Annotated in this window: 18 protein-coding genes and 1 pseudogene; 13 read left to right on the top strand and 6 right to left on the bottom strand. The window is 49.8% G+C overall.

The window, feature by feature from the left end; translation table 11 throughout:
- Positions 1-34: 34 nt before the first annotated feature.
- Positions 35-1048, top strand: coding sequence for an asparaginase (gene ansA, locus KDD30_RS03830; protein WP_211647473.1), 1014 nt, complete (start codon positions 35-37; stop codon positions 1046-1048).
- Between the two features lie 106 nt (positions 1049-1154).
- Entirely contained in the window at positions 1155-1835 is a 681-nt protein-coding gene (locus tag KDD30_RS03825; protein WP_249199188.1) for a glutathione S-transferase family protein, read from the top strand.
- A 35-nt stretch (positions 1836-1870) separates the two neighbouring features.
- Here the strand turns inward: KDD30_RS03825 and KDD30_RS03820 are convergent, their stop codons facing one another.
- Positions 1871-2167, bottom strand: a complete 297-nt coding sequence (locus tag KDD30_RS03820) for a YeaC family protein (RefSeq protein ID WP_211647472.1) — start codon at positions 2165-2167, stop codon at positions 1871-1873.
- A gap of 235 nt (positions 2168-2402) precedes the next feature.
- Between KDD30_RS03820 and KDD30_RS03815 the strand changes: the two genes are divergently transcribed.
- Positions 2403-3290 (top strand): DUF2989 domain-containing protein, encoded by an 888-nt coding sequence (locus KDD30_RS03815; protein WP_249199187.1) that lies wholly within the window; start codon positions 2403-2405, stop codon positions 3288-3290.
- 23 nt (positions 3291-3313) lie between these two features.
- Here the strand turns inward: KDD30_RS03815 and msrB are convergent, their stop codons facing one another.
- Entirely contained in the window at positions 3314-3721 is a 408-nt protein-coding gene (msrB, locus tag KDD30_RS03810) for a peptide-methionine (R)-S-oxide reductase MsrB (RefSeq protein WP_211647471.1), read from the bottom strand.
- A gap of 345 nt (positions 3722-4066) precedes the next feature.
- Between msrB and gap the strand changes: the two genes are divergently transcribed.
- Both gap and KDD30_RS03800 read left to right on the top strand, forming a co-directional pair.
- Entirely contained in the window at positions 4067-5062 is a 996-nt protein-coding gene (gap, locus tag KDD30_RS03805; protein WP_211647470.1) for a type I glyceraldehyde-3-phosphate dehydrogenase, read from the top strand.
- A 112-nt stretch (positions 5063-5174) separates the two neighbouring features.
- A complete protein-coding gene (locus tag KDD30_RS03800) occupies positions 5175-6047 on the top strand; it encodes a D-hexose-6-phosphate mutarotase (RefSeq protein ID WP_211647469.1) in 873 nt (290 codons plus the stop codon).
- Between the two features lie 63 nt (positions 6048-6110).
- Here KDD30_RS03800 and KDD30_RS03795 read toward each other — a convergent pair whose 3' ends face one another.
- Positions 6111-6491, bottom strand: coding sequence for a VOC family protein (locus KDD30_RS03795; RefSeq protein WP_211647468.1), 381 nt, complete (start codon positions 6489-6491; stop codon positions 6111-6113).
- Between the two features lie 541 nt (positions 6492-7032).
- Between KDD30_RS03795 and KDD30_RS03790 the strand changes: the two genes are divergently transcribed.
- From KDD30_RS03790 to KDD30_RS03780, 3 genes are all read left to right on the top strand, one after another.
- A complete protein-coding gene (locus KDD30_RS03790) occupies positions 7033-8967 on the top strand; it encodes a PrkA family serine protein kinase (protein ID WP_211647467.1) in 1935 nt (644 codons plus the stop codon).
- A gap of 30 nt (positions 8968-8997) precedes the next feature.
- Entirely contained in the window at positions 8998-10269 is a 1272-nt protein-coding gene (locus KDD30_RS03785; RefSeq protein ID WP_211647466.1) for a YeaH/YhbH family protein, read from the top strand.
- 87 nt (positions 10270-10356) lie between these two features.
- Positions 10357-11889 (top strand): SpoVR family protein, encoded by a 1533-nt coding sequence (locus tag KDD30_RS03780; protein WP_211647465.1) that lies wholly within the window; start codon positions 10357-10359, stop codon positions 11887-11889.
- Positions 11890-11993: 104 nt separating this feature from the next.
- Here the strand turns inward: KDD30_RS03780 and fadR are convergent, their stop codons facing one another.
- Positions 11994-12845, bottom strand: a complete 852-nt coding sequence (gene fadR / locus KDD30_RS03775; RefSeq protein ID WP_211647464.1) for a fatty acid metabolism transcriptional regulator FadR — start codon at positions 12843-12845, stop codon at positions 11994-11996.
- Between the two features lie 439 nt (positions 12846-13284).
- Between fadR and nhaB the strand changes: the two genes are divergently transcribed.
- Positions 13285-14874, top strand: a complete 1590-nt coding sequence (gene nhaB, locus KDD30_RS03770; RefSeq protein ID WP_211647463.1) for a Na(+)/H(+) antiporter NhaB — start codon at positions 13285-13287, stop codon at positions 14872-14874.
- 145 nt (positions 14875-15019) lie between these two features.
- On the top strand, positions 15020-15550 hold the full coding sequence (gene dsbB, locus KDD30_RS03765) for a disulfide bond formation protein DsbB (RefSeq protein ID WP_211647462.1): 531 nt from the start codon (positions 15020-15022) through the stop codon (positions 15548-15550).
- A gap of 46 nt (positions 15551-15596) precedes the next feature.
- Here dsbB and KDD30_RS03760 read toward each other — a convergent pair.
- Positions 15597-16255: pseudogene (locus KDD30_RS03760) on the bottom strand (UPF0149 family protein).
- Between the two features lie 137 nt (positions 16256-16392).
- On the opposite strand from KDD30_RS03760, the gene KDD30_RS03755 reads away from it, so the two are divergent.
- From KDD30_RS03755 to KDD30_RS03745, 3 genes are all read left to right on the top strand, one after another.
- Positions 16393-17172: an NAD(P)H-binding protein gene (locus KDD30_RS03755; RefSeq protein WP_211647461.1), complete on the top strand. Its 780-nt coding sequence runs from the start codon at positions 16393-16395 to the stop codon at positions 17170-17172.
- An 18-nt stretch (positions 17173-17190) separates the two neighbouring features.
- On the top strand, positions 17191-18141 hold the full coding sequence (dusC, locus tag KDD30_RS03750) for a tRNA dihydrouridine(16) synthase DusC (RefSeq protein WP_211647460.1): 951 nt from the start codon (positions 17191-17193) through the stop codon (positions 18139-18141).
- Between the two features lie 81 nt (positions 18142-18222).
- Positions 18223-18702: an arsenate reductase ArsC gene (locus KDD30_RS03745; RefSeq protein ID WP_211647459.1), complete on the top strand. Its 480-nt coding sequence runs from the start codon at positions 18223-18225 to the stop codon at positions 18700-18702.
- Positions 18703-18997: 295 nt separating this feature from the next.
- Here the strand turns inward: KDD30_RS03745 and KDD30_RS03740 are convergent, their stop codons facing one another.
- Positions 18998-19198 (bottom strand): Rha family transcriptional regulator, encoded by a 201-nt coding sequence (locus KDD30_RS03740; RefSeq protein WP_211647458.1) that lies wholly within the window; start codon positions 19196-19198, stop codon positions 18998-19000.
- Positions 19199-19222 lie beyond the last annotated feature (24 nt).

Below are 19222 nucleotides of genomic sequence, written 5' to 3'. Positions count from 1 at the left end.
GGCACCATCAAAATAACGCTGTACCTGAATTCAAATGACAAAAAAACATATCTACATCGCCTACACAGGCGGCACCATAGGCATGCAGAAATCTGACCATGGCTACATCCCTGTGGCTGGTTTTATGGAGCAGCAACTCAAAAGCATGCCTGAGTTTCACCGCTCAGAAATGCCGGATTTTACCATCCACGAATATGCCCCGCTGATCGATTCTTCCGACATGACGCCTGAAGACTGGCAACGCATTGCAGACGATATCCAGGCCAATTACGATAAATTTGATGGATTTGTCATTCTTCATGGTACGGACACCATGGCCTATACCGCCTCTGCCCTGTCGTTTATGCTGGAAAATCTGGGCAAACCTGTGATTGTCACCGGTTCTCAAATCCCGCTTGCAGAACTGCGTTCTGACGGGCAGAGCAACTTACTGAATGCCCTGCACCTTGCTGCCAATTACCCGATCAATGAAGTCACTGTGTTTTTCAATAACCAGTTACTCCGGGGAAACCGCAGCACCAAAGCGCATGCGGACGGCTTTAACGCCTTTATCTCACCGAATCTGCCTGCACTGATTGAAGCGGGGATCAACATTCAGGTGAAACAAAGCGCCGTTCTCAATCAACAGCCTGAAGGTGAATTCCGGGTTCAGCAAATCACCCCGCAGCCCATTGGTGTGATCACCATGTATCCGGGAATTTCACCTGAAGTGATCCGAAATACCCTGCGCCAGCCAGTCAATGCCATGATTCTGCTGACCTTCGGCGTGGGCAATGCGCCACAAAACCCGGATCTGCTGGCCCAGCTCAAAGAAGCCAGTGATCGTGGTGTGATTGTTGTGAACCTGACGCAATGCCTGTCTGGCAAAGTGAACATGGATGGCTACGCCACCGGCTGTGCCCTGGCCGACGCTGGTGTCCTGAGCGGTTTTGACATGACCCGTGAAGCGGCACTGGCGAAGCTGCATTATCTGCTCAGCCAGCAATTACCGGCTGAACAGGTCCGTGAGCTGATGCAACAGGATCTGCGTGGCGAACTGAGCCGCTGACAGAACATCTCATCCAACCGGATAATCTGAGAGCCGCCTGACGCGGCTCTTTTTATATCTCAGCTACACTTATACCAATTTCATTGACTGGTGATGAGCAACGCTGATGATGATTCTGCATGGCGCGTCCATTTCTCCTTTTGTCAGAAAAATCATGCTGGCCCTGTCTTACAAGGGACTGAGTTATGAACTCCAGCCGCTCAATCCGTATCTGGAAAAAGAGCTGGCGCACAAACGTCATCCGATGGGAAAAGTGCCTGTTCTTGAGCATGAAGGCCAGACCGTCATTGATTCCACAGTCATCGCCCATTATCTGGATGATCTGTATCCCGTGCCCCCGCTTTATCCTGGTGATGCTGGCGAGCGCGCCCGGATCCGCTGGCTGGAAGAATACGTCGATACCCGCCTGAGCGCCTTACTGGCAGGCGTGCTGTTCTATCAGCGCATTCTGCGGGGTCAGATTCTGGAAAAAGAAGTGGATCAGCAGGCCATTGAAGATTGTCTGCATCACCACTTACCGCCAGTGCTGCGATATCTGGAAGAGCAGATTCCTGATGAGGGATTTATCTCGACGCACTTTTCCATGGCCGAAATCAGTTTATGGAGTATCTTTCGCAGTGGCTGGATGGCAGGTTTGAGGCTGCAGCCACACTTCCCGAAATTGGATGCCTATCTGAACAGTGTCGGTCAAGAACCCTGGATTGCCAATCTCATAACAGAAGAAGATCACGAACTGAGCGTTTATTATTGTTCACCCGTTATGGTCACAGTGCCGGACAAAGCATAGCCGGCACCAAATGAATCCATGACAACTCGTGCAGCTTAGTTCCCCTGCAACGGGAAACGGGCGATGTCTGCGACGGGCGCTTCATCTTCAATCGCGAAATCACGCTTCAACTCTGCTTTGGATTTAAAGCGGATGTCACCTCCCGCAGCAACTGACATATGTTCGGCGTCCGTGTTGTGGCGCGACTGATACAACATCACAGCTTGCAACGTCGACTCCCGTTGCGCTTCCGTTAGCGGTGTACCGTCAGCCCATTTACCGGTTTCAACGGCTGCCAGCAAACGCTGATAAACTTCAGGGGTCATCGCTGCCAGAATCTGTTGAACATCCATTACCTATACTCCTCTCACGCCATCCACTGAAGATGGCTGTCAATATTCGCGGTGGCATCACCTTCACTCAACACCGTGCAACGATAATGCCCTGATTCAGCCAGTCAAGTCGCAATGATCATTTCGTTTTCTTTTGTTTTCGTGATCACACTGCAGCAATGTCACAGTTTTCTTTGTGCGAATGCCGTTTCTGCCGCCTCTTATTAGGGTATTCTTGACCGCAGTGAACCAACCAATGAGCCACGCACCATACATGACCACCTTTGGCATTCATGCCCGTAACGTATTGTTTTTATTATCAACAGTGTTTTTACTTTCTGCTTGCCAGGGCGAATTTAAAACCACAGATAGTCTCTGCGCAGCACATCCCGAAATATGTGAAGGGTTGAATAATAATGATGGCCAATGCCGCATTCAGCGCACCGACCTGATCTGGCAGCGGTATAAGCAACACAAAACACCAACCGATATCGAGACATTCCATACGCTAGAGTTCACCCGAAACTATCAGGCCTGTCTTGAATATGCAGCCGAAATTGAACCAACCCGGTACAAAGAGCGAAAATCGAACCGGGCAACCGCACTGGTGAACAGCTATAACGCAATTGACTCGCTCACTCTGGCGCTGGCAAATTCCCAGGAACCGGAAATCATTTACGATCGCTGGAGCCAGGGAAACCATGAAGCCAAAGAAGAATTTCTGAAACTGGAAGGCTCCGGCAAGCTGCAAACGCCAGAACTGCAACTGGCACTGGCCTCTTTTTATAGCGACAGCGATAAAGAGAAAACCCGTCAGTTGCTGCTCAGAGCTTTAGAGCTTTATCACGGAGAAAAGCAAGTGAAGCCGGATATTATCCTAACCCTGGCCACTCAGGCCCATCAGAAAGGAGAAATTGCAGAAGCGTATCTGTGGTCCCGAGTCGGCAGCCTGATGCGACTGCCAGTCGCCAGCACAGAGAAACTGGCCCGGCTCTATCCGCTAACGTCCGAAGATAAAGTCTACCTTGATATGCTGGCAGACCGCATTATTCAGAATCTGAGTACCGGGCACTTTAACCGGGTCACCGTTGAGAAAAGTCTCGCAGCATTACCAAGTCAGCAGGCACCGGATTCTTCCGCTTGATTTCAGAATGAATCCAATGACCACTACAGGGCATCCGCTGGTGAATCCTGATCGCTAAAGGCAAGCGATACTGAGTTCACACAATAGCGCTGCCCTGTCGTCATCGGCCCGTCATCAAACACATGTCCTAAATGACTGTCACAACCTGCACAACGAATTTCTGTGCGGCTCATTCCATAACTGTGATCAGTTAAATATCGAATCGCATTCTGATCAACCGGTGCATCAAAGCTTGGCCAACCGCAACCTGAATCATATTTTTGTTCAGAATGAAATAATGCGATCTTGCAGCAAGTGCAGTGATATATCCCTGTTTTTTTATGATGCAATAAGGTTCCGGAAAATGGCGCTTCAGTACCGCCTTCCCGACACACATAATATTGTTCTTCAGATAACAAATCTTTCCAATAAGCGTCTGATTTAAAAGTCATTCACATTCCTGTAAACACATTTTTCCAAGCCTTGCTGACTTTAAATTTGCTAATTTTTGCAGAAATAGCACATACTTTTGCTCGAAAGGTTTTTACACCGCAGCATCGCATTTAAGCATATTTCCCTGTATTTCGGGTACAAATTTAAAACTAAGCAACACTGTCGATTACTTTGCCAGCAGTTTTAGATGCATTATTCAGCCATCGGCCAGGATTGTAATAAAAATCCGAAAGTTTTTTGATTAAAGACAATTTGAGGTCTGTTTTTGCTTGCAGACCCGCGTGAGATTATGTAATTTTACTACCAGTTATCTTTCATTAGAAATTAAGTTGTGGAGCAACATAATGACTATCAAAGTAGGTATTAACGGTTTTGGCCGTATCGGTCGTTTCGTTTTTCGTGCTTCTGTAGAGCGTGATGACATCGAAGTTGTGGGTATCAACGACCTGATCGATGTTGAATACATGGCATACATGCTGAAGTACGATTCAACTCACGGCCGTTTCAAAGGCACTGTTGAAGTCAAAGACGGCAACCTGATTGTCAACGGCAAAACTGTCCGTGTGACTGCAGAACGCGATCCAGCGAGCCTGCAATGGGATGCCATCGGTGTTGATGTTGTTGCTGAAGCAACGGGTATCTTCCTGACTGACGAAACTGCACGTAAACACATCGAAGCGGGTGCCAAGAAAGTTGTACTGACTGGCCCGTCTAAAGACGACACGCCAATGTTCGTCATGGGTGTGAACCACGAAAACTACGCAGGTCAGGACATCGTTTCTAACGCGTCTTGCACAACAAACTGTCTGGCACCGATCGCGAAGGTACTGAACGACAAGTGGGGCATCAAAGACGGTCTGATGACGACTGTTCACGCAACCACTGCAACTCAGAAAACTGTTGACGGTCCTTCTGCGAAAGACTGGCGTGGTGGTCGTGGTGCTTCTCAGAACATCATCCCATCTTCAACGGGTGCAGCAAAAGCAGTTGGTAAAGTCATTCCAGAGCTGAACGGCAAACTGACTGGTATGGCGTTCCGTGTTCCAACTGCAGACGTTTCTGTTGTTGACCTGACTGTAAACCTGGAAAAACCTGCAACTTACGAAGAAATCAAAGCTGAAATGAAGCGTGCTTCTGAAGCTGAAATGTCTGGCGTACTGGGTTACACCGAAGATGCAGTCGTTTCTCAGGACTTCATCGGTGAAGTACGTACATCTGTATTCGATGCAGACGCAGGTATCGCACTGACTGATACTTTCGTGAAAGTTGTATCTTGGTACGACAACGAGATCGGTTACTCAAACAAAGTACTGGATCTGGTAGCGCACATCTCTAAGTAATCCTTAGACTGTGAACTCTAAAGGCGGCTGATGGCCGCCTTTTTGCTATTTGCTATTTGCTCGTCTGTAAAATCAGTTCTCTGCTAAGATTGGCTCAAAAAAGGAACCCGCTATGGATTTACGTCAGCTCCCGACTACCACTGTGCTTTCAGAACACATCAGCCTGTGCCGGTTGGATGGTATCGACGTGATACGTATTCTTCATCCCCAGTGTCAGGCTGCGATCTCTCTGTTTGGCGGCCATCTCTTGAGCTTTCAGCCCACAGGGCATCAGGCGATGATCTGGATGAGTGAAGCCGCCGATTATTCAGGTTCGTCTGCATTGCGGGGCGGGATTCCAATCTGCTGGCCCTGGTTTGGGAAAGCGGCGACCCCATCCCACGGTTTTGCCCGCACCAGCCTTTGGGAACTCGAAAGCTTTAACGACCAGAAAAGCCATGTCACAGTAACGCTGACGCTGCATGATTCTCCGACAACACAGGCCATCTGGCCCTATCGCTTTCATAATCGCCTTCATTTTGAATTGGATAAAACTCTGAAAGTGCAACTGACCAGCACCAACACAGACCAACGTCCGTGGCGGATGTCCGGTGCCCTGCACACGTATCTGGCGGTTGGTGACATCATGCAAACGACTTTATCCGGACTGGGGAATGAATATCTGGATGGCCTGGCAAACCAGCAGCGTCTTCCGTCAAATGGCACCTTACAGTTCGATGATGCAGTTGACCGCATCTACAATCGCGCTGAATCGACCATTCATCTGGAAGATCCACAACTGTACCGACGTTTGAAAATCCGGAATCAGGGACACGATAGCGCCGTCGTCTGGAACCCCTGGCAAGCGGGCGCTGCCAGTATGGTCGATATGACCCCGGAAGGTTACACCACGATGGTGTGTGTGGAATCCGCTCTTTCAGGTACAGGGATCGTGCTTGAACCGGGACAATCGCATCATCTCAGCACCGAAATCGGCGCCGAGTAAGACATCAGGCTCAGATCAATTGAGCCTGACAGAATAATTTCCAATGACGGTATCTGGGCCCGGTCAGGCTTGCATGGTGCCGTCCGCTTCAATCAGCACCCAGCCATTGCCATCCGGGTCATTGAAGGTTGCAAACCGCCCCCCCATCAAGGTGACAATCTCTGACAGGCTCACCCCCCGGTTGGTCAGTTCATCATAGGTCGACGTGATATCGTCCGTATGAACCACCAGCCCCTGAACGGAACCGGCCTGCATTCCCCCGAAAGGCATGACTAGGCTAATGGTCGTCTCTGCGCCCTTTGGTGCCAGTTGGATCCATCGTTTATGACGGTCCGCCTGATGATCCCTGATCAACTCGAATCCAAGCGCATCACGGTAAAAAAGAAGCGCCTGACTTTGATCCGAGACTGGAATCGACACCGTATCAACCCGAGAAATTGGCATGAATCACTCTCCCCTCAAGCTACACTTTTCTAGCTTACGTCAGAGCTGTTGATTTAGCTCAAAAAATAAGCACAGCTTAAGCATATGAGGATTCCTGAGGCTCAGCGTCCTATCGCTGAAACAGTCAGGCATCAAAATCCTCCCCCTCAAAAAAAGACATCTTTCACTGCAATATACACCTCATGCGTCACTTTCAACCGAAATGAACACCATTCACCCGATGAACCACCACAAAATACGCCTTCGCCCCCCAAACACACTTTTCATTCAGACCACGATTGAAATCCCCTGAATCAGGGAAGCAAGATTGACGTTTTTTTGAGCAGATGGCTTGCAGATCCCTGTTGATAGGAGGATAGTAGCTTTGAGGGCAGGTTCATTTTTGCCCGGTCCGACCACACATTTCAATGAAATTTATAGCAAAACCAATCACTCACTAAAGCAAATTCATTCGTTAGGTCTAGTCTTAGTTGTGAGGGATGTGAAAGATTGATGATTTCGTCCTTTCTAAATGATTGAAGAACGATTCAGGGGGCATACCATGAGTATTTTTGACCACTATCGTCATCGCTATGAAGAAGCCAAGGATGAAGAGCTTTCATTGCAGGAATTCCTTGAAATTTGTCGTAACGATCGCAGTGCCTATGTGAACGCTGCAGAGCGTCTTCTGATGGCCATTGGTGAACCGGAAATGATTGATACCGCGAAAGATCCACGCTTGAGCCGTATCTTCTCGAACCGTGTCATCTCGCGCTATAAAACGTTTGAAGACTTCTATGGCATGGAAGAAGCGATTGAACAAATCGTGTCTTATCTGAAACACGCCGCACAAGGCCTTGAAGAACGTAAACAAATTCTCTATTTACTGGGTCCTGTGGGTGGCGGTAAATCTTCTCTGGCTGAAAAACTGAAAAGCCTGATGCAGAAAGTGCCCATTTACGTACTGACCGCAAACGGTGAACACAGCCCGGTCAATGACCATCCATTCAGCTTGTTTGATCCACAAGAGGACGGCGAAATTCTGAATAAAGAATACGGCATTCCTCAGCGCTATCTGAACACCATTATGTCGCCCTGGGCGGCCAAACGCCTGAAAGAGTTCGGTGGAGATATCACCAAGTTCAAAGTGGTGAAAGTGCGTCCGTCCATTTTGCATCAGGTCGGGATTGCGAAAACCGAACCCGGTGATGAAAACAACCAGGATATTTCTTCTTTGGTCGGTAAAGTGGATATTCGTCAGCTGGAGCACTTTGCACAGGACGATCCGGATGCATACAGCTATTCCGGTGCCTTGTGTAAGGCCAATCAGGGTCTGATGGAATTCGTGGAGATGTTTAAAGCACCCCTCAAAGTGCTGCATCCACTGCTGACGGCAACTCAGGAAGGGAACTACAACGGGACCGAAGGGCTTTCTGCGCTACCTTTTGAAGGCATTATTCTGGCCCACTCCAACGAATCCGAATGGCAGACCTTCCGTAACAACAAAAACAATGAGGCCTTTCTGGACCGTGTGTTCATCGTGAAAGTGCCTTACTGTCTGCGTGTGTCGGAAGAGATTAAGATCTACGAAAAACTGTTGATGAACAGTGAACTGGCCAATTCACCCTGCTCACCAAGTACGCTGGATATTCTGGCCCGCTTCTCTGTGCTGTCACGGTTGAAAGAGCCTGAAAACTCCAGTCAGTACTCGAAAATGCGGGTGTATGACGGTGAAACCCTCAAAGACACGGATCCGAAAGCGAAGTCCTATCAGGAATACCGCGACTACGCAGGTGTTGATGAAGGGATGTCAGGCCTGTCGACGCGGTTTGCGTTCAAGATTCTGTCCCGGGTCTTCAACTTTGATCACTCAGAAGTCGCAGCGAACCCGGTTCATCTGTTCTATGTCCTTGAGCAGCAGATTGAACGGGAACAGTTCCCGCAGGAATTTGCAGAAAAATATCTGGAGCACCTGAAAGGTTATCTGATCCCTAAATATGTCGAATTCATCGGCAAAGAGATTCAGACCGCCTATCTGGAGTCCTACTCTGAGTATGGTCAGAACATTTTCGACCGTTATGTCAGCTACGCCGACTTCTGGATTCAGGATCAGGAATACCGTGATCCGGAAACCGGTCAGTTATTCGACCGCGCGGCCCTGAACAACGAGCTGGAAAAAATCGAGAAGCCTGCCGGGATCAGTAACCCGAAAGACTTCCGGAACGAAATCGTCAACTTTGTACTGCGTGCCCGGGCCAGTAATGAAGGTAAAAATCCAAACTGGACCAGCTACGAGAAACTGCGCACCGTGATCGAGAAGAAAATGTTCTCGAACACTGAAGAGTTACTGCCAGTCATCTCGTTCAATGCAAAAACCTCCACGGAGGAGCAGAAGAAGCACGACGACTTTGTGGCTCGTATGATGGAAAAAGGCTATACCCGCAAACAAGTACGCCTGCTGTCCGAATGGTATCTGCGCGTACGGAAGTCATCGTAATAGATGGATGATGATTAAGGGGGAGAGCTTATGGCGCATTTTATCGACCGCAGGCTCAACGGTAAAAATAAGAGTACGGTGAACCGGCAGCGCTTTTTACGCCGGCACAAGCAACAGATCAAAGACTCGATTGCTGATGCAGTAAATAAGCGCTCCATCACGGATGTAGATAGCGGCGAGAGTATTTCAATCCCTTCGCGCGACATCCGTGAACCTGCTTTCCATCAGGGACGTGGTGGGCACAGGGAAATCGTGCACCCTGGCAATGATCAGTTCAGCCCTGGCGACCGCATTGAGCGGCCCCAGGGGGGAGCTGGTTCAGGGGGCTCAGGAGAAGGCCAGGCCAGCCCCGACGGGGAAGGTCAGGATGATTTTGTGTTCCAGATTTCCAAAGACGAGTACCTCGATCTGCTGTTTGAAGATCTGGAATTACCGAATCTGAAGAAAAACCAGTTCAACAAGATTGTGGAGTGGAAAACGTTCCGGTCTGGCTATAAGTCGAGCGGTGTTCCGGCCAATATTGCCATTGTGAAATCCTTGCAGAATTCACTGGCACGCCGTACTGCAATGACCGCAGCCAAACGCCGCCAGCTTCGTGAACTGGAGCAGGAACTGGATCGGTTACAAAGTACAGAACCAGCACAGCCTTTTGATGAGCAGCGGGTCAAAGAAGAAATTCAGACCTTGCGTGAGCGCATCAGCAGCGTGCCTTTCATTGACACCTTTGACCTGAGGTACAAAAACTACGAACGCCGTCCGATGCCCAGCAGCCAGGCTGTGATGTTCTGCCTGATGGACGTCTCCGGCTCCATGGATCAGGCGACTAAGGATATGGCGAAACGATTCTACATTCTGCTTTATCTGTTCCTGACCCGAACCTATAAAAATGTGGAAGTGGTGTTTATCCGGCACCACACGCAGGCGAAAGAAGTTGATGAACACGAATTTTTCTATTCACAGGAAACCGGGGGCACCATTGTTTCCAGCGCCCTCCGCCTGATGGATGAAATCGTGAAAAAACGTTACTCGCCTTCGGAATGGAACATCTATGCTGCGCAAGCATCGGATGGGGATAACTGGGCTGATGACTCACCGGGTTGCCGTGAATTGCTGAACAAGCATATTCTTCCGGTGTCTCGTTACTACGCTTATATCGAAATTACCCGCAGAGCACACCAGACACTGTGGCGGGAATACGAATCGCTGCTGGGAGGTCATGACAACTTCGCCATGCAGAATATTCGGGGCGTGGATGACATCTTCCCGGTCTTCCGGGAGCTGTTTAAGAAACAAGTCCATTAATCCGAGAACTAAAACGGGCGACATGCAACCTCGCCCGCTTTGCAGACACTCAGGGACTGAGCGAATTGGCCGATGTGGGAGTAGGTTATGGTAACAGACACCAAACAAAAGGCACTCAGTGATGGTCCGGACTGGACATTCGAACTGCTTGAAGATTACCACCAAGAAATCAAGCGGGTGGCCAATCATTATCGTCTGGATACTTATCAGAATCAGATTGAGATCATTACTGCCGAACAAATGATGGACGCGTATTCCAGTATTGGGATGCCGATTAACTATCATCACTGGTCTTTCGGGAAACGTTTCATTGAAACGGAGCGCGGTTATAAGCACGGTCAGATGGGACTGGCCTATGAAATTGTCATCAACTCCGAGCCTTGTATTGCCTATCTGATGGAAGAAAACACCATTACCATGCAAGCCCTGGTGATGGCACACGCAAGTTATGGGCACAATTCATTTTTCAAAGGCAACTATCTGTTCAAAACCTGGACGGATGCAGGCTCCATTATTGATTACCTCCTCTTCGCACGGAAGTACATCACCGAATGTGAAGAGAAGTATGGTGAAGAAGACGTCGAGAAATTACTCGACTCTTGTCATGCGCTGATGAATTACGGTGTGGATCGTTATAAACGGCCTCAGAAGATTTCACTGGTTGTCGAAAAAGCCCGGCAGAAAGCCCGGGAAGATTATCTTCAGACTCAGGTCAATGCCCTCTGGCGAACCATCCCGACCCATGCAGAAAAAGACAATGAGCATGAAGAAATCCGTTTTCCTTCAGATCCGCAGGAAAATATTCTGTACTTCATCGAGAAACATGCTCCGCTTCTGGAGCCCTGGCAGCGTGAAATTGTCCGGATTGTGAGAAAGGTCAGCCAGTATTTCTATCCGCAAAAGCAAACGCAGGTGATGAATGAAGGCTGGGCCACCTTCTGGCACTACACCATCCTGAATCATCTGTACGATGAAGGATTGGTCACAGACCGGTTTATGATCGAGTTCCTGCACAGCCACACCAATGTGGTTGCCCAGCCAAGTTACAACAGCCCGTATTACAATGGGATCAACCCTTATGCACTGGGATTTGCCATGTTCCAGGACATCCGGCGCATTTGTGAAAACCCGACCGAAGAAGACAGATACTGGTTTCCGGACATCGCCGGGAAAAACTGGCTGGATACCGTGCATTTCGCCATGGAAAACTTCAAAGACGAAAGCTTTATCAGTCAGTTTTTATCTCCGAAACTCATGCGAGACTTCAAGTTTTTTGCTGTGGATGATGATGACAGAAATAACTATGTCGAAGTTGATGCCATTCATAATGAAGAAGGATACCGGGCCATTCGTGAAAAGCTCTCGTCACAGTACAACCTGAGCAATAATGAGCCGAACATTCAGGTCTGGAACGTGGCGCTGCGGGGCGACCGTTCACTGACCCTGCGTTATGTACCGCACAATCGTATCCCGCTGGCAGACAGCTATAACGAGGTTCTAAAGCATCTGCATCGACTGTGGGGATTTGACGTCATTCTGGAAGAAGAGCTCAGCGATGGCAGAAGTCATATTCTGGCGGCCTGCCCCGTCCGGGGAAGCAGCTACACCACTGATATCTGACCCTGTTCTATGTTCGACTGATAAAAAAAGAGAGGCATCTGCCTCTCTTTTCTGTTGGGTGCTGACCCATGTCAGTTTTTTGCAAATTCTTCTCGAGCCCGTATTTACTGCTCTTCTTCGTGCAAAAAGCGAGCGATTTCTACCCGGTTACTGTACCAAATCGCACCGCTGTCACGGCCATATTTGCGAATCCGATCTGCCACCAGCTCAGGCTGATGGTTATCACAGAAGGCTTTCAGATCACGGTAGTAGCTCAGTGCCAGCTCGCAGGCTTCACGGTTCATAAAATAGTAACCGCCAACCCGGGTGTAAATCTTACGCAGGCCGTTGATGGTCAGTACATACAGGATGTTTCCTGAGTGTGTCGCCATCCCCTGGAACATCCGGTAATCAAAATAGTTAAACGCACGTGCCCGGCAGATTTGCTCACAGAGTTCCGGATCATCTTTGCCGTATTTATCGACGATCTTTCTCACTTCCAGCAGCAACTCAGCTTTTGTATCGCTGCTTTCAACGAAAGATTCGAAGCTCTCTGCAGCCAGCAGATGTTCACAGGAATGAATCACATAATCCAGTAACTGACTGACTTTCTCACTGTTTGACTTCACCGCATAGCGCATATACACGCTACTGATATCGGTTCTGGCCGAAAGCAGATCTTCCAGAACACGTTGTACATCCTGGCCGTCCAGCGTAATCAGCGTATCCAGAATACTCAGTCCGGATGTATCCATATAATTGTTCACACGGGTGGGTTTACCGTGCTGAATTGTCAGCCACCCGTCTCGAGCCAAGCGCTGAAGCACTTCGCGTAAAGTTGTGCGCGTTACACCAATCAGCTCGGATAACTCACGTTCAGCAGGCAGAATTGACCCCTGCGGGAAATGATTATTCCAAATGCTCTCAATGATGTATTTTTCAGCAAATGTTGCTGGGCTGTCAGCCTTTATAACCATCAGTTAGATTTCCAATCTTGCTTCTTGCTATCTTTTATGAACTCATCATACCACTAGTTATGGCCGAGTAGAAACGTTGCCACCTGCAGATTTGAAGCTGGTTAACAATGGAGTATTCTGCTGCTTTCAGACCCGCATCCCAACTTATTGTTCTAACGAATATATTTCAAAATATTTCTGTTACAATCTAAACCTTGGTAGTTGAACGCTTGCGTCAATGCCATAATTTTGTGTTACGAAATATTAACAGCTTAACAATCAATTTATACAATCAGTTAAAATTGCGGCCAATAACACAAAGGCAGCCTATCAAATAGACAGCCTTGAATGGAAGCGGCCTGCTATCAAATTCAACACGCTACAGCCAAACGATGTGTCGTTCAGGCTGTTTTTTTGCGTGCTGAAAGATGGCATCAATAAATAACAAGAGATTAACAACATGGCTATCACGCTAGGGAACGCGTTTATTAAAAACTTTCTGGGCAAAGCGCCCGACTGGTATAAGCTCACTATCATCGCCTTCCTGGTGATCAACCCGATCGTCTTCTTTTTGATTGACCCTTTTGTCGCCGGGTGGTTGTTGGTGGTGGAATTTATCTTCACACTGGCTATGGCCCTGAAGTGCTACCCGCTGCAACCCGGCGGTCTGCTGGCAATTGAGGCAGTTGCCATCGGGATGACCACACCAGAACTGGTTAAGCATGAATTGGTGGCAAACATTGAAGTGTTACTGCTGCTGATCTTCATGGTGGCTGGTATCTACTTTATGAAGCAGCTGCTGCTGTTCATTTTCACCAAGATCCTGATCGGTATCCGTTCTAAGGTTCTGTTATCCCTGTCTTTCTGTATTATGGCTGCATTCCTGTCGGCATTCCTGGATGCACTGACCGTGATAGCTGTCGTGATCAGCGTGACCACAGGTTTCTACAGTATCTATCATAAAGTCGCGTCCGGTCAGGAGCCGCATGCAGCGCATGATCATACGTCTGACCATGATATTCATGAACTGAGCCGCGACGATCTGGAAAACTACCGTGCCTTCCTGCGAAGCCTGCTGATGCATGCTGGTGTGGGGACCGCACTGGGTGGTGTGATGACCATGGTTGGTGAACCACAGAACCTGATCATTGCCAATCAGGCTGGCTGGCAGTTTGGGGAGTTCTTCCTGCGCATGGCGCCGGTGACCATTCCGGTATTCTTCTGCGGCATGCTGACCTGTGTGCTGGTTGAGAAATTTGGCATCTGTGGCTACGGCGCGAAGCTGCCGGAAAATGTCCGTAAGATTCTGATTGATTTCGACAACGAAGAACGCAAACGTCGCACCAATCTGGATGTGGCCAAGCTCTGGATTCAGGTCATCATCGCCGTCTGGCTGATTGTGGGTCTGGCGCTGCACCTTGCTGCGGTTGGCCTGATCGGTCTGACCGTGATCATTCTGGCTACTGCATTTACCGGCATCATCGAAGAGCATTCACTTGGAAAAGCCTTTGAAGAGGCCCTGCCCTTTACCGCACTGCTGGCCGTATTTTTCTCCATCGTTGCCGTCATTATCGAGCAGAAGCTGTTCAGCCCGATCATTACCGCCGTCCTGGAAATGGACGGTAGTGCGCAAATGGGCATGTTCTACATCGCAAATGGCCTGCTTTCCATGGTGTCGGATAACGTCTTCGTGGGCACGGTATACATCAACGAGGTCAAATCTGCGCTGATCGACGGCATGCTGGATCGCGAGCGCTTCGATATGCTGGCAGTCGCCATCAATACAGGGACCAACCTGCCATCCGTCGCCACGCCGAACGGCCAGGCGGCATTCCTGTTCGCGCTGACGTCTGCACTGGCACCGCTGATTCGTTTATCTTACGGTCGCATGGTGTATATGGCCCTGCCGTATACGCTGGTACTGTCTCTGATTGGCCTAGCGGGCATTGAGCTGACACTGATTCCAATGACAGACTGGATGTACCAGCAGGGCTGGCTTACCGCAGCCAGTGAGGTGATTCCACAATTGGCGCCTGCCGCTGGACACTAAAGGGAATTTCTGGTTCTCTACGTTGTCATAGCTAAAGCAAATTACTGAGAAACAAGGGTTGTTTGCCATTGCGCAAGCAACCCTTTTGCTTTTTGTCCCCGGAGTCCATGCTGGATGAAAGGGAAATACAGACCGAGAGACATACATGCAACTGTTAAAAACCTTCAGCCAGCGACGCCTGTCCTGGCTCCTGCTACTGCTATTTGTCATCTTCTTTGAAGGGTGTGCTCTGTTCTTTCAGCACGTCATGAACCTTGCACCTTGTGTGATGTGTATTTATGAACGCATTGCGATGTTTGGCATCGGGATTGCGGCACTGGTGGGTGTGATTGCACCAGACAAACCAGTGTTTCGCTGGGCGGGTCTGGCGCTCTGGGGATACAGTGCCTGGCGTGGATTTTCGCTGGCTCAGGAGCATGTCGGTTATCAGTTTAATCCTTCTCCCTTTGCGACCTGCGATTTGTTTGTACAGTTACCGTCCTGGGCACCGCTGAATCAGTGGATGCCGTGGCTGTTTGAAGCCTATGGGGATTGCAGCAAAGTAGTCTGGCAATTCTTGGGCCAGTCGATGCCGCAGTGGCTGGTCATTATTTTTGCCGCCAACCTGATCGCCTGGGCCGTGATTGTGCTGTCCCAGTTTGCCAAAAACGGTAACCGAGTACACTCTCACAACTGATTCAACATCAGCAAATGAAAAAACAGGAGGCTTGATGCCTCCTGATTCATGACGGATGACTGCCGCAACACTGCTTGAATTTTTTACCACTGCCGCACGGGCATGGATCATTCCGGCCGACGGATTTGTAAGGATTGACCGACTGCGCCGCACTGCCCCCTGCTGAAGCTCATCGGCAGCCATCACAACTTCGGTGATCATCAGCGGCAGGCTGGCATACATCGCCTCGGGCTCCGGCATCCCTTCAATCCCCGCTTCCTGCATCTGCGCCAGCGTATCCGCCTCATCCATCATCAGCATGCACGTCGTCAGCAGAGCAGACAGCATCCGCGCCGTGCCGTCAGACATGCTCCGTTCAGCCCAGTTCGGTTCCACATAAGGCCAAACGGCCAGAAATCCTTCCGCAAAGTACCCCATCGCTTCCGTGACACCTTCAGCATCCTGCCACTGTAAGGTCTCAGGCAAACTGTATTCACCGGCTTTGATGTGCAGATACTGATTTTCAAAATGCGACAGTATCGCGGCTTTGTCTTCACGACTGACAGACGTCGGTTCATCTTCCGACACACCGCCATGTATCAGAACCGGTAACCATTGCTCCGGTTCCATGGCACTGGGGTTTGCATTGGCTGCCAGTAATGCGCCTTCGATAAATTCAGGCGGCATTCCATCCCAGTCCGGAGAAAGGGCGATCAGTGTGGTCATGGTCTTTTCCTGTCTTTAGGTATCGCGGCGAGTATAACGCATCCCAAAAATGTCGCCAACGTGACGATTTTATGTTGAATTTTCAGTCTAATCAGCGCAAAAATACACGGACACTTTATTTAAAATGAGTAACCGGGATGTCACACCCCATCAGCGCTATCATTGCCGGGGCCACCGGACTGGTCGGCAATGAACTCTTACACCTACTGCTGGGCAGTGAAACGATCGGCAACGTCTATGCCCTGTCGCGCTCCGCCTTACCTTATCGCAGTAAACATCTGGTTCAGCTGGTTCACCCGGAACTCAGAATTACAGAATGGGACGAACAGGACCCGGTCCCGCAACTTGGGCTGATTTGCTTAGGGACAACCCTGAAAAGTGCCGGCAGTAAAGATGGGCTGCGGGCCGTTGATGTTGAACTGGTCAAATCCGTCGCGCGCAATATGCGACAACTGGGCGTTGAGACCCTGGTGGTGATTTCCAGCCTGGGTGCCAGCCGCTACTCCCCCTCTTTCTACCTGCGCTGTAAAGCCGAAATGGAACAGGCGGTCGCTGCGCTGGAATTTTCACACTGTATTATTGTGCGCCCCGGTCCACTGTCCGGTGAACGCACACCGCCCCGTCCCGGTGAAGAAATGTCACTGAAAATTCTGGACACCCTTTCTCCCCTCTTAATAGGTCCATTGTCCTCACTAACTCCGATTGCTGCTGAAGATGTCGCAGCAGCCATGTTGCAACTGGGAATTGAGTCACTCAACACAGCCCTGAGAAGGCCCGGATTATTCGCAGCAATGCACTCAGACGCCCGCCCTTTGGCGGCGCACAACACGAATCCTGACCTCCGGCTTGAAGCCGGTTTCGCGCATCGGGTGACAATTGTCCCTTTCCACATTACAATCCACGCCTCTTTGAAATGACTGTTGTACTCTGAGGCTATGAGACTGATACTTGGCCCGATGGAAGGTGTCCTTGACCACCTGATGCGGGAAATGCTGACCGAAATCAACGACTATGATCTGTGCGTGACCGAATTTGTGCGCGTCATCGATCAACGTCTGCCCAAAAGTGTCTTCCATCGCCTTTGCCCGGAGTTATTACAGGGCGGGACAACCAAAGCGGGCACGCCTGTACGTGTTCAGTTACTGGGTCAGGAACCTGAATGGATGGCCGAAAATGCTGATCTGGCGGCATCTTTAGGATCGCCGGGCATTGATATCAACTTCGGCTGTCCGGCAAAATCGGTCAATAAAAGCCGCGGGGGCGCCGTTTTGCTGCAAGAGCCTGAACTCATGTACCAGATCGTAAAAAGTGTGCGCGAAGCCGTCGATCCGCGTCTGCCGGTAACCGCAAAAGTCCGGTTAGGCTGGGATGACCCGGCCCACTGCTTTGAAATCGTCGATGCCGTTGCCAGCGCGAAAGCCGATGAAGTGACGATTCACGCCCGTACCAAAGCAGACGGTTACAAAGCAGAAGCCATCAAATGGGATTATATCCAACAGGTTAAAGCCAAGGCCGCCATTTCTGTCGTTGCCAATGGCGAAGTCTGGAATCATCAGGATGGGCTGGCGTGCATGGCTGCCACACAAGCAGATGCGCTGATGGTCTGCCGGGGCGCACTGAATCTTCCAAATCTGGGTAATGTCGTCAAATATAATCACACCCATATGATCTGGGAAGAGGTACTGACCCTGCTGCTGAAATACTCAGAGTACGAAATCAAAGGCGACAAAGGCCTGTATTACCCGAACCGGGTGAAACAGTGGTTTGCCTACCTGCGCCATGAGTACCCGCAGGCAAAAGATCTGTTTGCCGACATCCGCCGCCATAACCGCGCAGCCCCTATTGTCGATGTCTTAAAATCCGCTCAGGATGCACTGATCCGTTAATTGCCGCTGTCACAAAAACTTCACGGGCCTGAATTAGTCTATTTTTAACGAAAGGACGGCCCGCAGAGGAGTTGTGAAGCCATGAAAGTGCTGTTTGTTTGTTGTCATAATGCGTGCAGAAGTATCCTGGCTGAGGCTGTGGCGAGGCGCTTTTTACCTGCCAGTTTTGAAGTTGCCAGCGCAGGCACCGATCCCACAGGCAGCATTTCACCGGAAATCAGGATCTACCTCGAACAAATGAATTTGAATCCCGATGATTTCCGCAGTAAATCATGGGAAGAAATGACCCGCTTTCATCCGGATATCATCATTTCCGTTTGCGATACCCTGCACGACGAACCCTGCCCGAACTGGCTGGGCGGCGGCGTCCGGATCAACTGGGATTTACCGAACCCACTGGCAGTCAGCAGCAACCCGCAGGAACAGAAAAAAGCCTGTGAAGAAACAACCCAGCTCCTGAAACATCATATCGATACAATGATCCGGCTCCCCCTCGACACTATGACCCCGAATGAGATCAAACAAAAACTGAGTCAGGCAGCCTTGGGTGACAGGGTTTAAGGGGCATTGCGCAGTTACCGGTTGCCCCCGTGAATGATCGGACTGTCAGCCAACTGCGCCATAGACTCATTCTCTCCAAAGCCTTGCATTCACATCGCAGAAGATGGATGTAAGGTCATTTACAAACATAGCATTACTCATGAATAGAATAGCAGTCCGATAGACACTGCAAACTCGACCACTTTCAACCAGATTGGGCATTTCTACGGTTGAGTGGGTTTGCTGCGCCCTGCCCTAGGCGGTTACGTGTTGTTGGCAACTGGAACGGGGTTTGATTCTGAAGGGATGCGATGGCTCAGACTTGCTGGCCTACAGCGCTTTCAAACATTTTGACCATGTTGATGAGCACTGAGTTGTTAGCCCCTTTTTTAGGCATGATTGGGATTTCGCCAGCTTTAATAGCCCGCTCAAGTGAAGCTGAAGACCAGCCAGTACGTCTAAGAAACTCTTTTTTCGTGCAAAAAGGTGTGTCTACAGCTATTTGAAGACTTGCCATAAATGGTATCCTTGTCGTTTGGGT

Origin of the sequence: Photobacterium sp. GJ3 (genome assembly GCF_018199995.1) — a bacterium.
Lineage (GTDB): Bacteria > Pseudomonadota > Gammaproteobacteria > Enterobacterales > Vibrionaceae > Photobacterium.
The sequence above is the reverse complement of the archived record's forward strand: the minus strand, read 5'-3'. Positions and strand labels throughout refer to the sequence as shown.